Genomic DNA, 15,287 nt, shown 5'->3' on the forward strand with positions numbered 1-15,287 from the left:
GCACGGTGCGGGGAGTAGACTCCCGCGGGTGATGGAGGGGACCCAGACCGCCGCAGGAGCCGCCTTCCCGCGGGTGCGCATGCGCCGCCTGCGGGCGTCCGGGACGATGCGGCGCATGGTGCGCGAGACGCGGCTGTCGCCCGACCGGCTGGTGCTGCCGCTCTTCGCGATCGAGGGCCGCGACGCCCGCGTGCCGATCGACGCGCTCCCCGGCCAGGCCCGCATGTCGCCCGACCTCCTCGCCGCGACGGCCCGGCGTGTGTTCGCCGCGGGCGTGCCCGCCGTGCTGCTGTTCGGCGTCACCGACCGCAAGGACGCCGCCGCGAGCGCCGCGTACGACGCGTCCGGGGTCGTCCAGACCGCCGTCGCCGCCATCAAGGACGCCGTCCCGGAGATGGTCGTCGTGACGGACGTCTGCCTCTGCGCCTACACCGACCACGGCCACTGCGGCGTGCTCGTCGACGGGCACGTCCACAACGACATGAGCCTCGAGCTGCTCGCCAGGACCGCCGCGAGCCACGCCGAGGCCGGCGCGGACGTCGTCGCCCCCAGCGACATGATGGACGGGCGCGTCGGCGCGATCCGCGAGGCGCTCGACGCCGAGGGCCACGAGGGCACCTCGATCCTCGCCTACTCCGCCAAGTACGCCTCGGCCTTCTACGGCCCGTTCCGCGAGGCGGCCGGGTCGGCCCCCGGGTTCGGCGACCGGCGCGGGTACCAGATGGACCCCGCCAACGGCCGCGAGGCCGTGCGGGAGACGCTGCTCGACGTGGCCGAGGGCGCCGACATGGTCATGGTCAAGCCCGCCGCCGCCTACCTCGACGTGATCGCCGGGGTGCGGGCCGCGACCGACCTGCCGCTGGCCGCCTACCACGTGAGCGGCGAGTACTCGATGATCAAGGCCGCCGCCGAGCGCGGCTGGCTCGACGAACGCACCGCCGCCATGGAGGTCCTCACCGGCATCGCCCGCGCGGGCGCCGACCTCCTCATCACCTACTACGCCGAGGACGCCGCCCGGTGGATCGCCGAGGAGGACGCATGACGACCACGGCCGGAACACGCGTGCACCACAAGCCCGACGAGGCCGACCGGGAGCTGCTCAACGCCCTGCAGGCGGGCCTCGCCTTCGTCCGCGAGCCCTTCGCGGAGATCGGCGGGCGGATCGGGATGGACGAGGAGGAGGTGCTGCGGCGCCTCCGGCGGCTCAAGGACGCCGAGATCGTCCGCCAGCTCTCCGCGATCTTCGACACCCGCGCCCTCGGGTACGAGAGCAGCCTCGTCGCCGCCCGCTACCCCGAGGACAAGCTGTTCGAGGCGGCGGACATCGTCGGCGGGCACCCGGGCGTCAGCCACAACTACCGGCGCACCCACGCGTTCAACCTCTGGTACACGCTGGCCTGCGAGCCCGACTCGCGCCTCGGCCTCGAGGACACGATGAACCGGCTGCACGAGGCGAGCGGCGCCGAGTCGACCCGCCTGCTGCCGACGCTGAAGCTCTACAAGATCAACGTCCAGCTCGACATGACCGGCACCCGCCCCACCGACGCCAAGGAGGACGCCCCGCGGCCGGCGCCGGTGCGCGGCGACGGCGTGCTCCCGACGGACGCCGACAAGCGGATGATCGAGATCCTGCAGCGCGACCTGCCCGTCGAGTCGCGCCCGTTCGACACGTGGGCCGAGGAGGCCGGCGTCGCCCCGCAGGAGCTGCTCGACGCCTGCCAGGTCTTCGTCGACCGGACCTACATGCGGCGCTTCGCCGCGGTGCTCAACCACCGCAAGGCCGGCTTCGGCGCGAACGGCATGGCCGTCTGGAAGGTCCCGGAGGAGCAGCTCGAGGACATCGGGCCGCGCATGGCCGCCTTCAAGGCCGTGTCCCACTGCTACAAGCGGCCGACCTACCCCGACTGGCCGTACAGCATCTTCACGATGGTCCACGCCCGCTCGAAGGAGGCCTGCGAGGAGGCCATCGAGGCGATCGCGGAGGACATCGGCATCACCGCGCCCGACCGCCGGGCGGTGCTCTACTCCACCTACGAGTTCAAGAAGATCCGGCTCATGTACTACACGCCGGACTACCGCGAGTGGGAGGACCGCGCCCTGGCCGGGGACACCCTGCCACGGTGGAAGCGCTGACCGCGGGGTCGCGCAGCGCGGAGCTCTTCGCCCGCGCCGGGAAGGTGCTGGTCGGGGGCGTCAACTCGCCGGTCCGCGCGATGCGCGCGATCGGGCGCGACCCCCTCTTCATCAGCCGCGCCGAGGGGCCCCACGTCTGGGACGCCGACGGCGGGCGCTACGTCGACTTCCTCTCGTCGTGGGGTCCCGCGATCCTCGGGCACACCCCCGAGGCCGTCGTCCGCGCCGTCGAGCGGGCCCTGCCGCTCGGCACCTCCTACGGGGCGCCGACCGAGCGCGAGGTGGTGTTCGCCGAGACGGTCTGCGAGGCCGTGCCGTCGGTGGAGCGCCTGCGCATGACCTCGTCCGGCAGCGAGGCCGTGATGGGGGCGTTGCGCCTGGCGCGCGCCGCCACGGGGCGCGACGTGATCGTGAAGGTCGCCGGCGGCTACCACGGCGCCATCGACGGGCTCCTCGCCGAGGCCGGGAGCGGCCTCACGACGCTCGGCGTCCCCTCCAGCCCCGGCGTCACCGCCGCGGCGACCGCCGCGACGCGGATCGTCCCGTACAACGACGCCGCCGCGGCCGACGCCGCCCTCGCGGGCGCCGCCGCCATGATCGTGGAGCCCGTCGCCGGCAACATGGGCGTCGTCCCGCCCGCCGACGGCTACCTGGCGGCGCTGCGGGCGGCGTGCGACCGCCACGGGGCGCTGCTGATCCTGGACGAGGTGATCACCGGGTTCCGGGTGGCGCGGGGCGGCGCGCAGGAGCGCTACGGCGTCCGCGCCGACCTGACCTGCTTCGGGAAGATCATCGGCGGCGGCCTGCCGGTCGGGGCGTTCGGCGGCCGGGCCGACGTCATGCGTGAGCTCGCCCCCGAGGGCCCCTGCTACCAGGCGGGGACCCTGTCGGGGAACCCGCTGGCGACCGCCGCCGGGCTCGCCGTGCTCGGGGAGCTCGCCCGCGAGGGCGTCTACGAGCGGCTCGAGGAGGGCGGCCGGGAGCTCGAGGAGGCGTTCGCGGCGAGCGGCGCGCCCGTCACGGTCAACCGTGTCGGCTCGATGCTCACCCCGTTCTTCGCCCCCGGCCCCGTCACCGACTACGCCGGCGCGACGACCTCCGACACCGCCGCCTACGGCCGTTTCGCCCGCGCCCTGCTGGAGGACGGCGTCTACCCCCCGCCCTCCCAGTTCGAGGCGTGGTTCGTCGGCCTCCAGCACGGCGCCGGGCCGATGCGCCACGCCCGGGAGGCCCTCGCGCGGGCCGCGGCCGCGGCGTGAGGAGCGTCCTCGCCGAGGAGCCGGGCCTCGCGGCCGAGCTGGTCGAGCCGGCGCCCGGCGCCCTGCTCGCGCCACTCGTGACCCCGCCCCTCACCGAGCGCCAGGCCGCGGGGCTCGACCTGATCCTCGAGGGCTTCCTCCTGCACCACGGCACCCCGCGCCACCTGCGCCCCTCCGGCGCCGGCCGCGAGGTCCTCGCCGGGGACTGGTGCTACGCCAACGGCCTCGTGCGGATCGCCGAGGCGGGCGACCTGTTCGTCGTCGAGGCGCTCGCGGACCTGATCGCCCTCGGCGCCGGCATCGTCGCCGCCGGCGACCGCGACGGCCTCGTCCCGCTCTGGCGGGCGACCACCGCCGTGATCGCCGCGCGGTCGGGCCCCGGCCGCGACGCCGACGCCGAGCGCTTCCTCCGCGCGCAGGACGCCCTGCGGCGCACCGGCGACGCGTCCGCGCTCGCCGGGATCGCCGACGCCCTGCCCCCCACACCCGGCCTCGAGGAGGCGTTCGCGCGATGAAGGACCTCCGCGACTGGATCACGACGCTCGAGAAGGCCGGGGAGCTGGTGCGGGTGACCGCGCCCGTCGACCCGCACCTCGAGATCACCGAGATCGCCGACCGCGTCTCCAAGCAGGGCGGCCCGGCGCTGCTGTTCACGAACGTCGTCGGCAGCGAGCTTCCGGTCCTCATCAACCAGTTCGGCACGGACCGCCGGATGTGCATGGGCCTCGGCACCGAGAGCCTCGACGCGCTCGGTGAGCGCATCGAGATGCTCATGGACCTGCAGCCGCCCCAGGGCGTCGTGGCGAAGATGAAGGCCCTCGGCAAGCTCCGCGAGCTCGCGTCCTTCTCGTCGAAGCTGGTGCGCGAGGCGCCGTGCCAGGAGATCTGGCTCGACGACCCCGACCTCGACCGCGTCCCGGTCCTCACCTGCTGGCCCGACGACGGCGGGCCCTTCGTGACCCTGCCGCTGGTGTTCAGCCGCGACCCCGTCACCGGCGCGCGCAACTGCGGCATGTACCGGATCCAGAAGGTCGACCGGCGCACCGCGATGATGCACTGGCAGATCCACAAGGACGGCGCGGCCCACCTCCGCGACTCGGAGGGGCGCGTCCCCGTCGCCGTGGCGATCGGGACCCACCCGGCCACCACCTACTCGGCGACCGCGCCGCTGCCCCCCGGCATCGACGAGATGATCTTCGCCGGGTTCCTGCGGGGCCGGAGCGTCGAGATGGTGAAGTGCCGCACCGTCGACCTCGAGGTGCCGGCCGAGTCGGAGATCGTGCTCGAGGGCTACGTCGACGCGAACGACCTGCGTCCCGAGGGCCCGTTCGGCGACCACACCGGCTTCTACACCCCGGTGGACGACTACCCGACGTTCCACATCACCGGCATGTCGATGCGGCGCGACGCCGTCTACTCGACCACGATCGTCGGGCCGCCGCCGATGGAGGACTTCCACCTCGGCAAGGCGACGGAGCGCCTGTTCCTGCCGATCATCCGGATGACGCTGCCCGACCTCGTGGACATGAACCTCCCGCTGGAGGGCGTCTTCCACAACTGCGCGATCGTCTCGGTGCGCAAGCGCTACCCCGGTCACGCCAAGAAGCTGATGAGCGCGATCTGGGGCCTCGGCCTGCTGTCGCTGAGCCGGTGCGTCGTCGTCGTCGACCACGACGTCGACGTGCAGGACGTCTCCGCGGTCGCCTTCCAGGCGTTCTCCAACGTCGACGCCGGCCGCGACATGCTGGTGGTGGAGGGCCCCGTCGACGCCCTCGACCACGCCGCCCCCTACTTCGCGTACGGCTCCAAGGTCGGCTTCGACGCGACGCGCAAGTGGCCCGGCGAGGGCGTCGTGCGGCCGTGGCCCGACGCGATCGTCATGAGCGACGAGGTGAAGTCCCGCGTGGATCGCCGCTGGGACGAGTACGGGATCGTGAAAGGGACGTCCGGCCCCCGCAGACGTCGTTGAAGTTGCCCCTCCCGTCGGGTTGAATCCCCCGGGCGTGCCGGGTTCCGGCCGATGAACCGACGGGTAGTGGGAGGCGGGGTTGGCTGAGACCGATGGGGGCGAGACCGGCGGACCCGTCCGCGGTGGTCAGTACAGCGGCCCGGTGGCACACGTGCCCGAGGCCGTGCACGACCACAGCGACGACCCGGGCTTCGTCACCCGCACCAAGTTCCTGACCGGGGTCGCCCTGGTCACCGGCGGCGTCATGACGGCCGCCATCCTCGTACCCGTCATCGGCTTCGCGGCCGCCGACACCCTGAAGCCCGAGGAGTGGCGCTGGGTCGACGTCGGCGCCCTCTCCGACTTCCCCGACGGGCAGGTCACCTCCATCGCCGTCTCCGGGCCCGCGCCCGAGTCGGACCGTCGCGCCTTCATCCGCAACAAGGAGGGCGCGCTGCTGGCGATCTGGAACCGGTGCGCCCACCTGGGCTGCCCGGTCGCCTACTCCGCCGGTGGCGACGTCTACTCGTGCCCCTGCCACGGCGGCGCGTACGACTCGCTGGGCCGCGTCACCGCCGGCCCGCCCCCGCGTCCGCTCGACCGCTTCGACATCAAGATCACCACGGCCGAGGGCAAGGACGTCGCCCGGCAGGAGGACGTCGCGAAGGGCGTCCCCACCGCCGGCGCCAAGCCCACGGACCGCGTGCTGCTCGGGCGCCCGTTCTCCATCGACGAGGACCAGCAGCCGTACGAGCTGAAGGGTCCCGGCGAGCCCGTGACCGGCGTCCTCGCAAACCTCTACCCCTTCTAGGAGGCCGGACGTGGCGACCACCGACATCGGTCCCAGGAACCCGGCGATCAAGGCGGGCGAGGCGGGGTTCGACTACGTCGACAAGCGGACGGGGGCGAAGACCGGCTTCAAGTGGTTCCTCTTCCGCAACATCCCGGCGGAGACGAGCTGGTTCCAGACCCTCGGCTTCACCGCGATGGCCCTCTTCGGCATGCAGGCCATCACCGGGATCATCCTGGCGATGTACTACAAGCCGGACCCCAACAGCGCGTACCAGAGCATTGACACGATCACGAACGAGGTGACGTGGGGCTGGCTGGTCCGCGGCATGCACAAGTGGGGCGCCAGCGCGATGATCGTGGTGGTCTTCCTCCACCTCGGACGCGTGTTCTTCTTCGGGTCGTACAAGTACCCGCGTGAGCTGACCTGGGTCACCGGCGCCCTGCTGCTGATCCTCACCATGTTCATGGGCCTCACCGGCTACCTGCTGGTGTGGGACCAGAAGGCCTACTGGGCCACCGTCGTCGCCGTGAACATCACGGCCAGCGCCCCGATCCTCGGCCCCTACGTCGCCGACATCCTCCGCGCCGGCCCCGAGTTCGGACCGGAGACGCTGTCGCGGTTCTATTCCATCCACATGCTCGTGATACCGGGGGCCATGGCGACCTTCATCGGGTTGCACCTGTTCCTGATATCGAAGCTCGGCATCGCCGAGCCCCCGTACAGCAAGCGCCGGCTCGCGATCGAGCGCGCCGAGGACGAGGCCCGCCGCGCCGCCGAGCGCGAGCGCCTCCCCTACGGTCGCCGCCCGGTGCCGCCCGTCGCACCCCGGCCCTCCCGGCCGGAGCCCGTGAAGGCAGAGGAGCGCTCGTGAACCGCGGCCAGCAGGAGTACTACAAGCGCGACTACGCGCAGGCGAAGGCCGAGGGGAAGCCGTTCTTCCCGTACGCGGTCTACAAGGACCTGATCATCGCCACGCTGGCGATCGGCCTGGTCATCACGTTCGCGATCTGGCACCGCGTCGAGATGGGCGAGCCGGTCAACCCGGCGAGCACCGACTTCGTGCCGCGGCCCGAGTGGTACTTCTTCTTCCTCTTCGAGCTGCTGAAGATCTTCAAGGGCCAGAACGCCCTGATGCCGGTGATCATGGCGACGTTCATCATCCCGAACATCCTCATGGTCCTGTTGATCCTCACGCCGTTCATCGACCGGAACCCCGAGCGGCGCATCGAGAAGCGACCGATCGCCCTCGTCACCGGGATCGTCGTGATCGCGTTCCTCGCGTACCTGACCAACAAGGGCGCCTCCGAGGAGGCGAGCGCGGCGGACGGCCTCCCGCTCTCGGGCCTGGAGTCGAACGCGGCGGCACTCGCCGGATCGCAGCTCTGGTTGGAGAACTGCACGTCGTGTCACATGATCGCCGGGGTGGGACAGCCGGGGCCGGGACCGAACCTCTCGGACGTCGGCACCAAGAACGTGGTGTCCGCCGACACCGCCGAGGAGTTCCTGAAGAACCCGCCGGGGAGCATGCCCGCCTTCGCGAACTTCACCCCCGAGCAGTACACCCAGCTCGGGACGTTCCTCGAAGGCCTGGGAACCGAGTACAAGTAGCGGCCGGCCGGCCGGGGGAGAGGGACATTCCCCCGGCCGACGCCCCCCTCGGCCCCGGGGCGCGCCGCTACCATCCGACGTGATGCGCGTCTTCCTCGGGGTCACCGGAGCGAGCGGCGCCCTCTACGCCGGCCACGCCCTCCGGGCCCTGACCGTCGCCGGGTGCGACGTCGGCCTCTGCGTCAGCGGCGCCGGGGCCCACGTGATCAGCCACGAGATCCTCGAGGCGGGCACCGGGCCCCCGGACGACCCGGCCCTCGCGGTCGAGGCGTTCGTCGAGCGGTTCGCGACCGGGCCGGGCACCGTCACCCGCCTCGGCCTCAACGACCTGACCGCACCGTTCGCGTCGGGCTCGTCGCTCGCGCCCGCCGCCCTCATCGCCCCGTGCTCCGGGTCGACGATGGCGGCCATCGCCCACGGGACGGCGCGGAACCTGATCCACCGCTGCGCCGACGTGATGCTGAAGGAGCGCCGCACCCTGGTGCTGATGCCGCGGGAGACCCCGCTCAACCTGATCCACATCGAGAACTGGGCCGCGGTGACCCGCGCCGGCGCGATCGTGATGCCGGCGATGCCCGGCTTCTACGGCCTGCCGCGCCGGATGGAGGACCTCGTCGACTTCATGGTCGCGAAGGCCCTCGACCACCTCGGCGTGCCGAACGACCTGATCACGCGCTGGGGCGAGGACGCCCCCGTGCGGCCCGGGACGGCGGCGTGACGGCGGGGGCCCCCGGCCGGCTGCCGGCCGCCGAGGTGCGGGAGATGTTCGACCGCATCGCGCCGCGGTACGACCTGCTGAACCGTGCGATGACGGCCGGCCTCGACGGCCGGTGGCGCACCGCGGCCGCGGCCGCCGCCGACGTCGCCGCCGGCGAGCGGGCGCTCGACTGCTGCACCGGGACGGGCGACCTCGCCTTCGCGCTCGCGGACCGGGTCACCCCGTCCGGGACGGTCGTCGGGCTCGACTTCGCCGAGGAGATGCTCGCCCTCGCGCGGGCGAAGGCCGCGGAGCGTGGCGTGGCCGTCGACTTCGTCGCGGGCGACGCCCTCGCGCTGCCGTTCCCCGACGACGACTTCGACGCCGCCACCGTGGCGTTCGGCATCCGCAACGTCAGCGACCTCGACGCCGGCATCGCCGAGATGGCCCGCGTCGTGCGGCCCGGCGGGCGCGTCGTGATCCTCGAGATCACCACCCCGCGGCGGCTGCGCCCGTTCTACGAGGTGTGGTTCGACCGCGTCGTCCCCCGCCTCGGCCGCCTCCTGGGGCGCGACGCCGCCGCCTACTCGTACCTGCCCGCGTCGGTCCGCCGGTTCCCGGAGCCGCCGGAGCTGGCCGCCCGCATGGCCGCCGCGGGGCTGACGGACGTCCGCTGGCGCCCCCTCGCCGGCGGGATCGTCGCCCTCCACCACGGGCGGGTCGCGTGACGTCGACGGCGCCGCTGCCCGCGCGGGTCCGCCCCATGACGCCGTTCCTGGCGCTCTGCGAGGAGCGCCTGCGCCGCGCCGTGGCCGGCCACGCCGACGAGGTCGGGGCCCCCGCCGCCGACACCCTCGCCGCCGGCGGCAAGCGCGTGCGCCCCCTCCTGGTGTTCTGCGCGGCGCCCCAGACGGCGCTCGCCGACCCCGCGGTGCGGGAGGACCTGCTGTCGGCCGCGGCCGCCGTCGAGCTGGTGCACATGGCGACCCTCGTCCACGACGACCTGCTCGACGGGGCCACCATGCGCCGCGGCCGTCCGACGGTGGCGCAGTCGCTCGGGGCGGAGCGGGCGGTGTCCACCGGCGACTTCCTGTTCGCCCGCGCCTTCGGCGAGCTGACCCGCACCGGGTCGCCCGTCGCCGTCAGCTCCCTCGCCGTCGCCGCCCTGCACCTCTCCCAGGGGGAGATCGACCAGCAGCGGGCCGCGTTCGACCTGACCCTCACCGAGGACGCCTACCTGGCGCGCTGCCGGCGCAAGACGGCCGCCCTCTTCTCGGTCGCGTGCCGCCTCGGCGCCCAGGTCGGCGGGGCCGGCCCCGCGGCGACGGAGCGCCTCGCCGCCTTCGGCGAGAACGTCGGCATGGCCTTCCAGATCTTCGACGACATCCTCGACCTCGCCGGGGCGCCGGCCGCGACCGGCAAGCGCCGCGGCACGGACCTCTGCGACGGGACGGTGACCCTGCCCGTGATCCTCGCCATGCAGATCGAGCCCGGCCTCCGCCCCCTGGTGGCGGACGCCTGCGCGGGCCCCGGCCTGGAGGCGCTCTGCGACCGCCTCGCCGCGCACCCCGGCCTGGCCCTGGCGCGCGAGCGGGCGCTCGCGTTCGTGGCGGCCGCCCGGGCCGCGATCGAGGACGGCCCCGCCGACGGCGCCGCGGTCGACGCGCTGCTCGAGATCGCCGACGGCGTCGTGGACCGGTACTCGTGAGCGACGCGCCGGCGACGCCCGCCCGCATCGAGGAGCTGCTGCGCGCCTCCGACCCCCTCGACGCCGCCCGCGCGGCCGGCGTGGCGGGCGGGCGCACCGTCACCGTGCTGCGCGAGCCCCCCGCCGGGGCCCTGGTCGACGGCGACGTCGAGGGATCGGTCGACGACCACCGTGCCGCCCACGCCGCCGGCCGCGCCAGCGAGGCCGCCGTGGCCTACGGCGCCGGGCACGACCCCGCCGACGTCGCGGCCCGCATCGCCGCCCTCGCGGCGCTCGCCCGCGAGACGGGGCTGCTGCGCGCCGTCTGCCCGGTGCCCGCGGAGGGCACGGCCGAGCGCCCCGGCTCGTGGGGCGTCGAGGACCTCACCGTCGTCGCGGCCTGCCGCCTGGCGCTCCCCGACGACGTCGCGGTGCGGCCCCACTGGCGCCGGCTCGGCCCCGCCGCCTGCCAGATCGCCGTCGCGTTCGGCGCCTCCCAGTGGCTCGTGCCGGAGGACGACCGCACCGAGCTCGACCGCCTCGCCGGAGGGGTCGGCGCGGGCCTGGAGCGCGCGTGAGGCTCCTGCGCGTGGGGCGGATCTCCGCCCTCAACATGTATCCGATCTACCACGGCCTGGAGCGGGCCGCCGACCCGACCCTCTCGTTCACCGACGGGGTCCCGACGACGTTGAACGCCGCCCTCCTGGAGGGGCGCCTCGACGTGTCCGCCGTCTCGAGCATCGCCTACGCGCGCAACGCCGAGCGCCTGAGGCTCGTCCCCGTCGCGTCGATCACCGCCGACGGCGCGGTCGACTCGATCCGGCTGTTCTCGCGGGTGCCGTTCGACGAGGTCCGCACCGTCGCCGTGACGCCGCACAGCGCCACGTCGGTGGCGCTGCTGCGGGTGCTGATCGGCGCGGACGCCGCGCCGTTCGAGGTGCTCACCGAGGACCCGCGCGTCGCGCTGGGGCGGGTCGACGGGGTGCTGCTCATCGGCGACGAGGCCCTCGAGGGGTCGCGGGCGCCGTTCGCGCCGCACCGCACCGACCTCGGCGCCGTGTGGCGCGAGCGCACGGGGCACCCCATGGTCTTCGCCGTCTGGGCGGCGTCGGCCACCGCGGCCCGGGAGCGCCCCGAGGCCCTCGCCGAGCTGTCGGCCCTGCTCGCCCACGCCCGCACCGCGTACCTCGCCGACCCCGAGGCCGTGGTGCAGGCCGCCGCGGAGCGGTTCCCCTTCCCCGCCGCGTTCATCCGCCCGTACCTGCGGCGCCTGCGGTACGACTTCGGCGACGCCGAGCGGGCCGGGCTGGAGGAGTTCCTGCGCCGCGCGACCGCCAGCGGCGAGCTCGACGCCGTCCCCCGACTGGCCGCATAGGGCCCGCTAGGATCGACTGATGAGCACCCTCGCCCCCACCCGCATCGACGAGATCCTCGCCGGCCTCGATGACGGCGCGCGCCTCACCGACGAGGACGCCCTGACCCTGCTGGCCTCGCGCGACCTGGTCTCCGTCGGGGCGGCCGCCGCCCGCCGGCGCGACGCGGCGAGCGACCCCGGCGTCGTGACGTTCGTGATCGACCGGAACGTCAACTACACCAACTTCTGCATCACCGACTGCGACTTCTGCGCCTTCTACCGCAAGCCCATGGACCCCGAGGGCTACGTCCTCCCGAAGTCCGTGATCTTCCGGAAGATCGAGGAGACGCTCGACCTCGGCGGCACCGCGCTGCTGCTGCAGGGCGGCCACCACCCGAACCTGCGGATCGAGTGGTACGAGGACCTCTTCACCGACATCAAGTCGCGCTACCCCATCCACCTCCACGCGCTGTCGCCGTCCGAGATCCTCCACATCAGCAACGTCTCGCGGCTGACCCTGGACGAGACGATGGAGCGCCTGCGCGCCGCCGGACACGACTCCCTGCCCGGCGGGGGCGCCGAGATCCTGGTCGACCGCGTCCGCGACGTCATCGCGCCGCGCAAGACGACCAGCGACGAGTGGCTCGACGTGATGCGCGCCGCCCACCGCGCCGGCATGTCGACGACGGCGACGATGATGTACGGCACCGTCGACACCGTCGAGGACCGCATCGAGCACCTGCGACGGCTGCGCGAGGTGCAGGACGAGCACGGCGGCTTCCGGGCGTTCGTCTGCTGGAGCTACCAGTCGGGCGGGGGCAGCGCGCGCGGCGACGACCACCAGCACACCACCGCCGCCGACTACCTGATGATGCTCGCCGTCAGCCGCCTCTACCTCGACAACTTCCCGCACTTCCAGTCGTCGTGGGTCACCCAGGGCCTCCGGGTCGGGCAGCTCGCCCTCGAGTTCGGGTGCGACGACATGGGCTCGATCATGATCGAGGAGAACGTCGTCCGCGCGGCGGGCACCGCCTTCCGCCTCGACACCGACCGCATGGTCCGCGCCATCGAGGCGACCGGCCGGCGGGCGGTGCAGCGCGACACCCTCTACCGCGCCGTGAGGACCTTCTAGTGGCCCGCCCCGGGAAGGGACACTAGTGGCCGACCTCACCGTCGCCGACGCCCACCGCCTCTGGGCCGCGGGTGAGCTCGCGATCATCGACGTGCGCGAGGAGGCCGAGCACCAGGCCACCCACGTCCCCGGCGTCCCGCTGGTGCCGATGAGCGAGCTGCTCTCGCGCGTCGACGAGATCCCCGCCGACCTCCCGCTCGCGGTGCTGTGCCGCAGCGGGGCGCGGAGCGCGCAGGTCGCCGACTACCTCACCGCCGCCGGCGAGCACGGCGACGTCGCGAACGTGGAGGGCGGCATCATCGCGTGGGCCGCCGAGGGCCTGCCCTACGAGGGGGAGAGCCCGCGCTGACGGTGCTCGTCGCCCTCGCCGCGCTCACGGCGCTGGCCGCGGGGTGGACGGGGACGTGGTCGCCCTGCGGGTTGTCGATGGTCGACAGCCTCGCCGAGGCCGACGGCGGCCGCGGCGCGTGGGCGCGGGCCGCGTTCGGCGCGGGGGCCGTCGCCGGTGGCGTCGTGACGTTCGGCGGGCTGGCGCTGCTCGGCGCCGGCCTCCACGGGTCCGACGCGGCGGTCGCGGGCGCGGCGGCGGTCGCGGCGGTCGCGGCGGCGATGGACGCGCTCGGCGTCGGGGTCGTGCCGCGGATCCGCCGCCAGGTGCCGGAGCGGTGGCGGCGCACGATGGCCCTGCCGGCCGCGGCGGCCCTGTACGGCGGGCTGCTCGGCCTCGGGTTCACGACGTTCGTGATGACGTGGGCGGTGTGGGCCCTCGCGGCGGTCTGCCTGCTGCTCGGCGACCCCCTCGTCGGGGTGGCCGTCGGCGTCGCCTTCGGGGCGGGGAGGGCGGTGCCCGTCGTCGCGCTGTCCGCCCGGCGGTCCGGCGCCGGCGGCGACGTGCTGGAGCGGATGATCTCCGGGCCCCGTCCGCTGACGCGGGCCCGGCGTGCCGACGCGACGCTGCTCGCCGGCCTGGCGCTCGCGATCGCCGTCGCGGCGATCGCCTGAGCGCCTAGAAGTCCATCGGCTCGATGCGGTCGGTGCGGAGCGCCTCGATCAGCCGCTCGACGTCGGCCTCCATGTTGGAGCGCGCGAAGTTGCGGAGGCTGACGAGCAGGTCCTCGGTGCCGTCGTTCAGGGCGTCGTCGAACAGCTCGACCTCGTCCTGGCTGTAGTCACCGGTCTGCCGCCACTCGCAGTTCGGGCAGCGCCGCTCGATGCGCCACGAGTCGCCGGAGCGCTCCTCCCAGCTGACGGGGTACACGAGGTCGGACTCGCACGAGGGGCAGACGTGGAGCTCGGTGACCGGGCCCTCGCCGCCGTGCAGGATCGTGTCGAGGTCGTCGTCGGCGTCGGTGTCGTGGACGTCCACGTTCCCGCCGAGGTTCTCCGCCTCGGTGCCCGCGGGCTCCGAGAAGTAGACGATCTCGATGACCTTCCCCCCGGGGAGGGCGATCTTCTTCGTGCGGTAGCCCTTCATGGCTGTATCCGTCTTTCGGGCGCGCAACCGGCCGCCGTCCCTGGCCGCCGCTGCTCGGGTTGCAGTGCCGGTGGTATCGGCTCGCGTGAGGTGGACTTGAGACGCCCGGAGCACCGCCGGGCACGCGCCGTCAGACGGGGCTGAGCGCGGCCTCCGCGACCCGGTCGGCCTCGTACGAGGACCGCACCAGGGGGCCCGCCTCGACGTGCGCGAGGCCCGCCTCGCGGCCGGTCTCGGCGATCGCCGGGTACTCCGCCGGGGCGTAGTACCGGATCACCGGGAGGTGGGCGGGGGACGGCCGCAGGTACTGGCCGACGGTGACGGGGCCGCAGCCGACGGCGGCGAGGTCGGAGAGCACCGTCGCGATCTCGGGGAGGGTCTCCCCGAGGCCGACCATGATGCCGCTCTTGGTCACCACCCCGGCGGCCGCCGAGCGGGCGAGCAGCTCGAGGGTGCGTTCGTACCGCGCGCCGGGACGCACGCGCGAGTAGAGCCGCGGCACCGTCTCGGTGTTGTGGTTCAGCACGTCGGGCGCGGCCTCGATGATCGTCGCGAGGGCGTCCCAGTCGCCCCGCAGGTCGGGGATGAGCACCTCGACCTTGCAGTCGGGGTTGCGGTCGCGGATCGCCGCGATCGTCCGCGCGAAGTGCGCGGCGCCGCCGTCGGGCTGGTCGTCGCGGGCGACGGCCGTCACGACGACGAATCGCAGGCCCATCTGGGCGGCGGCCTCGGCGACGCGGGCGGGCTCGTCGGGGTCGGGCGGGCCGAGCGGCCGGGCGGTGGCGACGTTGCAGAAGCGGCATCCGCGGGTGCAGTTGGCGCCCGCGATCATGAAGGTGGCGGTCCCCCGCGACCAGCACTGGCCGATGTTCGGGCAGGCGGCCTCCTCGCAGACGGTGACGAGCGCCGACTGGCGCATCAGCGCCTTCGTCTCGACGAAGCCGCCGGAGAGGGGGTTCTTGGCGATCACCCACCGCGGCAGGCGGCGGCGGTCGCAGAGCTGGGCGAGCTCCGCCGGCGTCACGTCGACGAGCGCGAGGTCGTCGACGGGGCCGTCGCCGATCAGCTCGCCCCCGAGCAGGACGTCGGGGATGTGGCCCTCCGCGCGGGCCGCCGCGACGGCGTCGCGGGTGGGGCCGCCGGGGACGTCGTCAACCCGGAAGCCGCGTGCGCTCGCCATGCCCCGAGGGTAGCGGACCGGT

Annotated in this window: 18 protein-coding genes; 16 read left to right on the plus strand and 2 right to left on the minus strand. The window is 74.0% G+C overall.

Translation table 11 applies throughout. The features are described from left to right. The first annotated feature begins 31 nt into the window (after positions 1–31). From hemB to IU369_RS18075, 16 genes are all read left to right on the plus strand, one after another. Positions 32–1,042: a porphobilinogen synthase gene (gene hemB, locus IU369_RS18000; RefSeq protein WP_217922363.1), complete on the plus strand. Its 1,011-nt coding sequence runs from the start codon at positions 32–34 to the stop codon at positions 1,040–1,042. Then, the gene (gene ahbB, locus IU369_RS18005; RefSeq protein ID WP_217922364.1) at positions 1,039–2,133 is read left to right on the plus strand and encodes a siroheme decarboxylase subunit beta; all 1,095 of its coding nucleotides are present in this window, start codon (positions 1,039–1,041) and stop codon (positions 2,131–2,133) included. The genes hemB and ahbB overlap by 4 nt, the downstream gene beginning before the upstream one ends. Further along, entirely contained in the window at positions 2,121–3,392 is a 1,272-nt protein-coding gene (locus tag IU369_RS18010) for a glutamate-1-semialdehyde 2,1-aminomutase (RefSeq protein ID WP_217922365.1), read from the plus strand. The genes ahbB and IU369_RS18010 overlap by 13 nt, the downstream gene beginning before the upstream one ends. Further along, positions 3,389–3,907, plus strand: a complete 519-nt coding sequence (locus tag IU369_RS18015) for a hypothetical protein (protein WP_217922366.1) — start codon at positions 3,389–3,391, stop codon at positions 3,905–3,907. The genes IU369_RS18010 and IU369_RS18015 overlap by 4 nt, the downstream gene beginning before the upstream one ends. Further along, the gene (locus tag IU369_RS18020; RefSeq protein ID WP_217922367.1) at positions 3,904–5,361 is read left to right on the plus strand and encodes a menaquinone biosynthesis decarboxylase; all 1,458 of its coding nucleotides are present in this window, start codon (positions 3,904–3,906) and stop codon (positions 5,359–5,361) included. Before IU369_RS18015 ends, IU369_RS18020 begins: the two co-directional genes overlap by 4 nt. 142 nt (positions 5,362–5,503) lie before the next feature. Next, positions 5,504–6,151, plus strand: a complete 648-nt coding sequence (locus IU369_RS18025) for a QcrA and Rieske domain-containing protein (RefSeq protein WP_217922368.1) — start codon at positions 5,504–5,506, stop codon at positions 6,149–6,151. Between the two features lie 10 nt (positions 6,152–6,161). Next, entirely contained in the window at positions 6,162–7,004 is an 843-nt protein-coding gene (locus IU369_RS18030; RefSeq protein WP_217922369.1) for a cytochrome b, read from the plus strand. Beyond that, positions 7,001–7,741 (plus strand): menaquinol-cytochrome c reductase cytochrome b/c subunit, encoded by a 741-nt coding sequence (locus tag IU369_RS18035; RefSeq protein WP_217922370.1) that lies wholly within the window; start codon positions 7,001–7,003, stop codon positions 7,739–7,741. The genes IU369_RS18030 and IU369_RS18035 overlap by 4 nt, the downstream gene beginning before the upstream one ends. 82 nt (positions 7,742–7,823) lie before the next feature. Further along, positions 7,824–8,459: a UbiX family flavin prenyltransferase gene (locus IU369_RS18040; protein ID WP_217922371.1), complete on the plus strand. Its 636-nt coding sequence runs from the start codon at positions 7,824–7,826 to the stop codon at positions 8,457–8,459. Then, on the plus strand, positions 8,456–9,166 hold the full coding sequence (ubiE, locus tag IU369_RS18045) for a bifunctional demethylmenaquinone methyltransferase/2-methoxy-6-polyprenyl-1,4-benzoquinol methylase UbiE (protein ID WP_217922372.1): 711 nt from the start codon (positions 8,456–8,458) through the stop codon (positions 9,164–9,166). Before IU369_RS18040 ends, ubiE begins: the two co-directional genes overlap by 4 nt. A 35-nt stretch (positions 9,167–9,201) precedes the next feature. After that, the gene (locus IU369_RS18050; RefSeq protein ID WP_217922373.1) at positions 9,202–10,146 is read left to right on the plus strand and encodes a polyprenyl synthetase family protein; all 945 of its coding nucleotides are present in this window, start codon (positions 9,202–9,204) and stop codon (positions 10,144–10,146) included. Beyond that, positions 10,143–10,703 carry a hypothetical protein gene (locus tag IU369_RS18055; protein WP_217922374.1) on the plus strand — a complete coding sequence of 187 codons (561 nt, stop codon included), beginning with the start codon at positions 10,143–10,145 and terminating at the stop codon, positions 10,701–10,703. The genes IU369_RS18050 and IU369_RS18055 overlap by 4 nt, the downstream gene beginning before the upstream one ends. Further along, on the plus strand, positions 10,700–11,500 hold the full coding sequence (locus tag IU369_RS18060) for a menaquinone biosynthetic enzyme MqnA/MqnD family protein (RefSeq protein WP_217922375.1): 801 nt from the start codon (positions 10,700–10,702) through the stop codon (positions 11,498–11,500). The genes IU369_RS18055 and IU369_RS18060 overlap by 4 nt, the downstream gene beginning before the upstream one ends. A gap of 19 nt (positions 11,501–11,519) precedes the next feature. Beyond that, positions 11,520–12,611, plus strand: coding sequence for a cyclic dehypoxanthinyl futalosine synthase (mqnC, locus tag IU369_RS18065; RefSeq protein WP_217922376.1), 1,092 nt, complete (start codon positions 11,520–11,522; stop codon positions 12,609–12,611). Positions 12,612–12,636: 25 nt separating this feature from the next. Continuing rightward, complete coding sequence (locus IU369_RS18070; RefSeq protein WP_217922377.1) at positions 12,637–12,960, plus strand: rhodanese-like domain-containing protein; 324 nt, start codon at positions 12,637–12,639, stop codon at positions 12,958–12,960. A 2-nt stretch (positions 12,961–12,962) separates the two neighbouring features. Then, on the plus strand, positions 12,963–13,613 hold the full coding sequence (locus IU369_RS18075; protein ID WP_217922378.1) for a hypothetical protein: 651 nt from the start codon (positions 12,963–12,965) through the stop codon (positions 13,611–13,613). 4 nt (positions 13,614–13,617) lie between these two features. Here the strand turns inward: IU369_RS18075 and IU369_RS18080 are convergent, their stop codons facing one another. Further along, on the minus strand, positions 13,618–14,085 hold the full coding sequence (locus tag IU369_RS18080; RefSeq protein ID WP_217922379.1) for a hypothetical protein: 468 nt from the start codon (positions 14,083–14,085) through the stop codon (positions 13,618–13,620). A 130-nt stretch (positions 14,086–14,215) separates the two neighbouring features. After that, positions 14,216–15,265 carry a lipoyl synthase gene (lipA, locus tag IU369_RS18085; RefSeq protein ID WP_217922380.1) on the minus strand — a complete coding sequence of 350 codons (1,050 nt, stop codon included), beginning with the start codon at positions 15,263–15,265 and terminating at the stop codon, positions 14,216–14,218. Positions 15,266–15,287 lie beyond the last annotated feature (22 nt).

This window comes from Miltoncostaea oceani (genome assembly GCF_018141545.1).
Classification (GTDB): domain Bacteria; phylum Actinomycetota; class Thermoleophilia; order Miltoncostaeales; family Miltoncostaeaceae; genus Miltoncostaea; species Miltoncostaea oceani.

What these genes read in the sequence shown, in the direction of transcription:
- mqnC (WP_217922376.1), top strand. Translation starts at nt 11,520, where the DNA reads ATGAGCACCCTCGCCCCCACCCGCATCGACGAGATCCTCGCCGGCCTC.
- lipA (WP_217922380.1), bottom strand. Translation starts at nt 15,265, where the DNA reads ATGGCGAGCGCACGCGGCTTCCGGGTTGACGACGTCCCCGGCGGCCCC.
- IU369_RS18040 (WP_217922371.1), top strand. Translation starts at nt 7,824, where the DNA reads ATGCGCGTCTTCCTCGGGGTCACCGGAGCGAGCGGCGCCCTCTACGCC.
- ahbB (WP_217922364.1), top strand. Translation starts at nt 1,039, where the DNA reads ATGACGACCACGGCCGGAACACGCGTGCACCACAAGCCCGACGAGGCC.
- IU369_RS18020 (WP_217922367.1), top strand. Translation starts at nt 3,904, where the DNA reads ATGAAGGACCTCCGCGACTGGATCACGACGCTCGAGAAGGCCGGGGAG.
- IU369_RS18050 (WP_217922373.1), top strand. Translation starts at nt 9,202, where the DNA reads ATGACGCCGTTCCTGGCGCTCTGCGAGGAGCGCCTGCGCCGCGCCGTG.
- hemB (WP_217922363.1), top strand. Translation starts at nt 32, where the DNA reads ATGGAGGGGACCCAGACCGCCGCAGGAGCCGCCTTCCCGCGGGTGCGC.
- IU369_RS18080 (WP_217922379.1), bottom strand. Translation starts at nt 14,085, where the DNA reads ATGAAGGGCTACCGCACGAAGAAGATCGCCCTCCCCGGGGGGAAGGTC.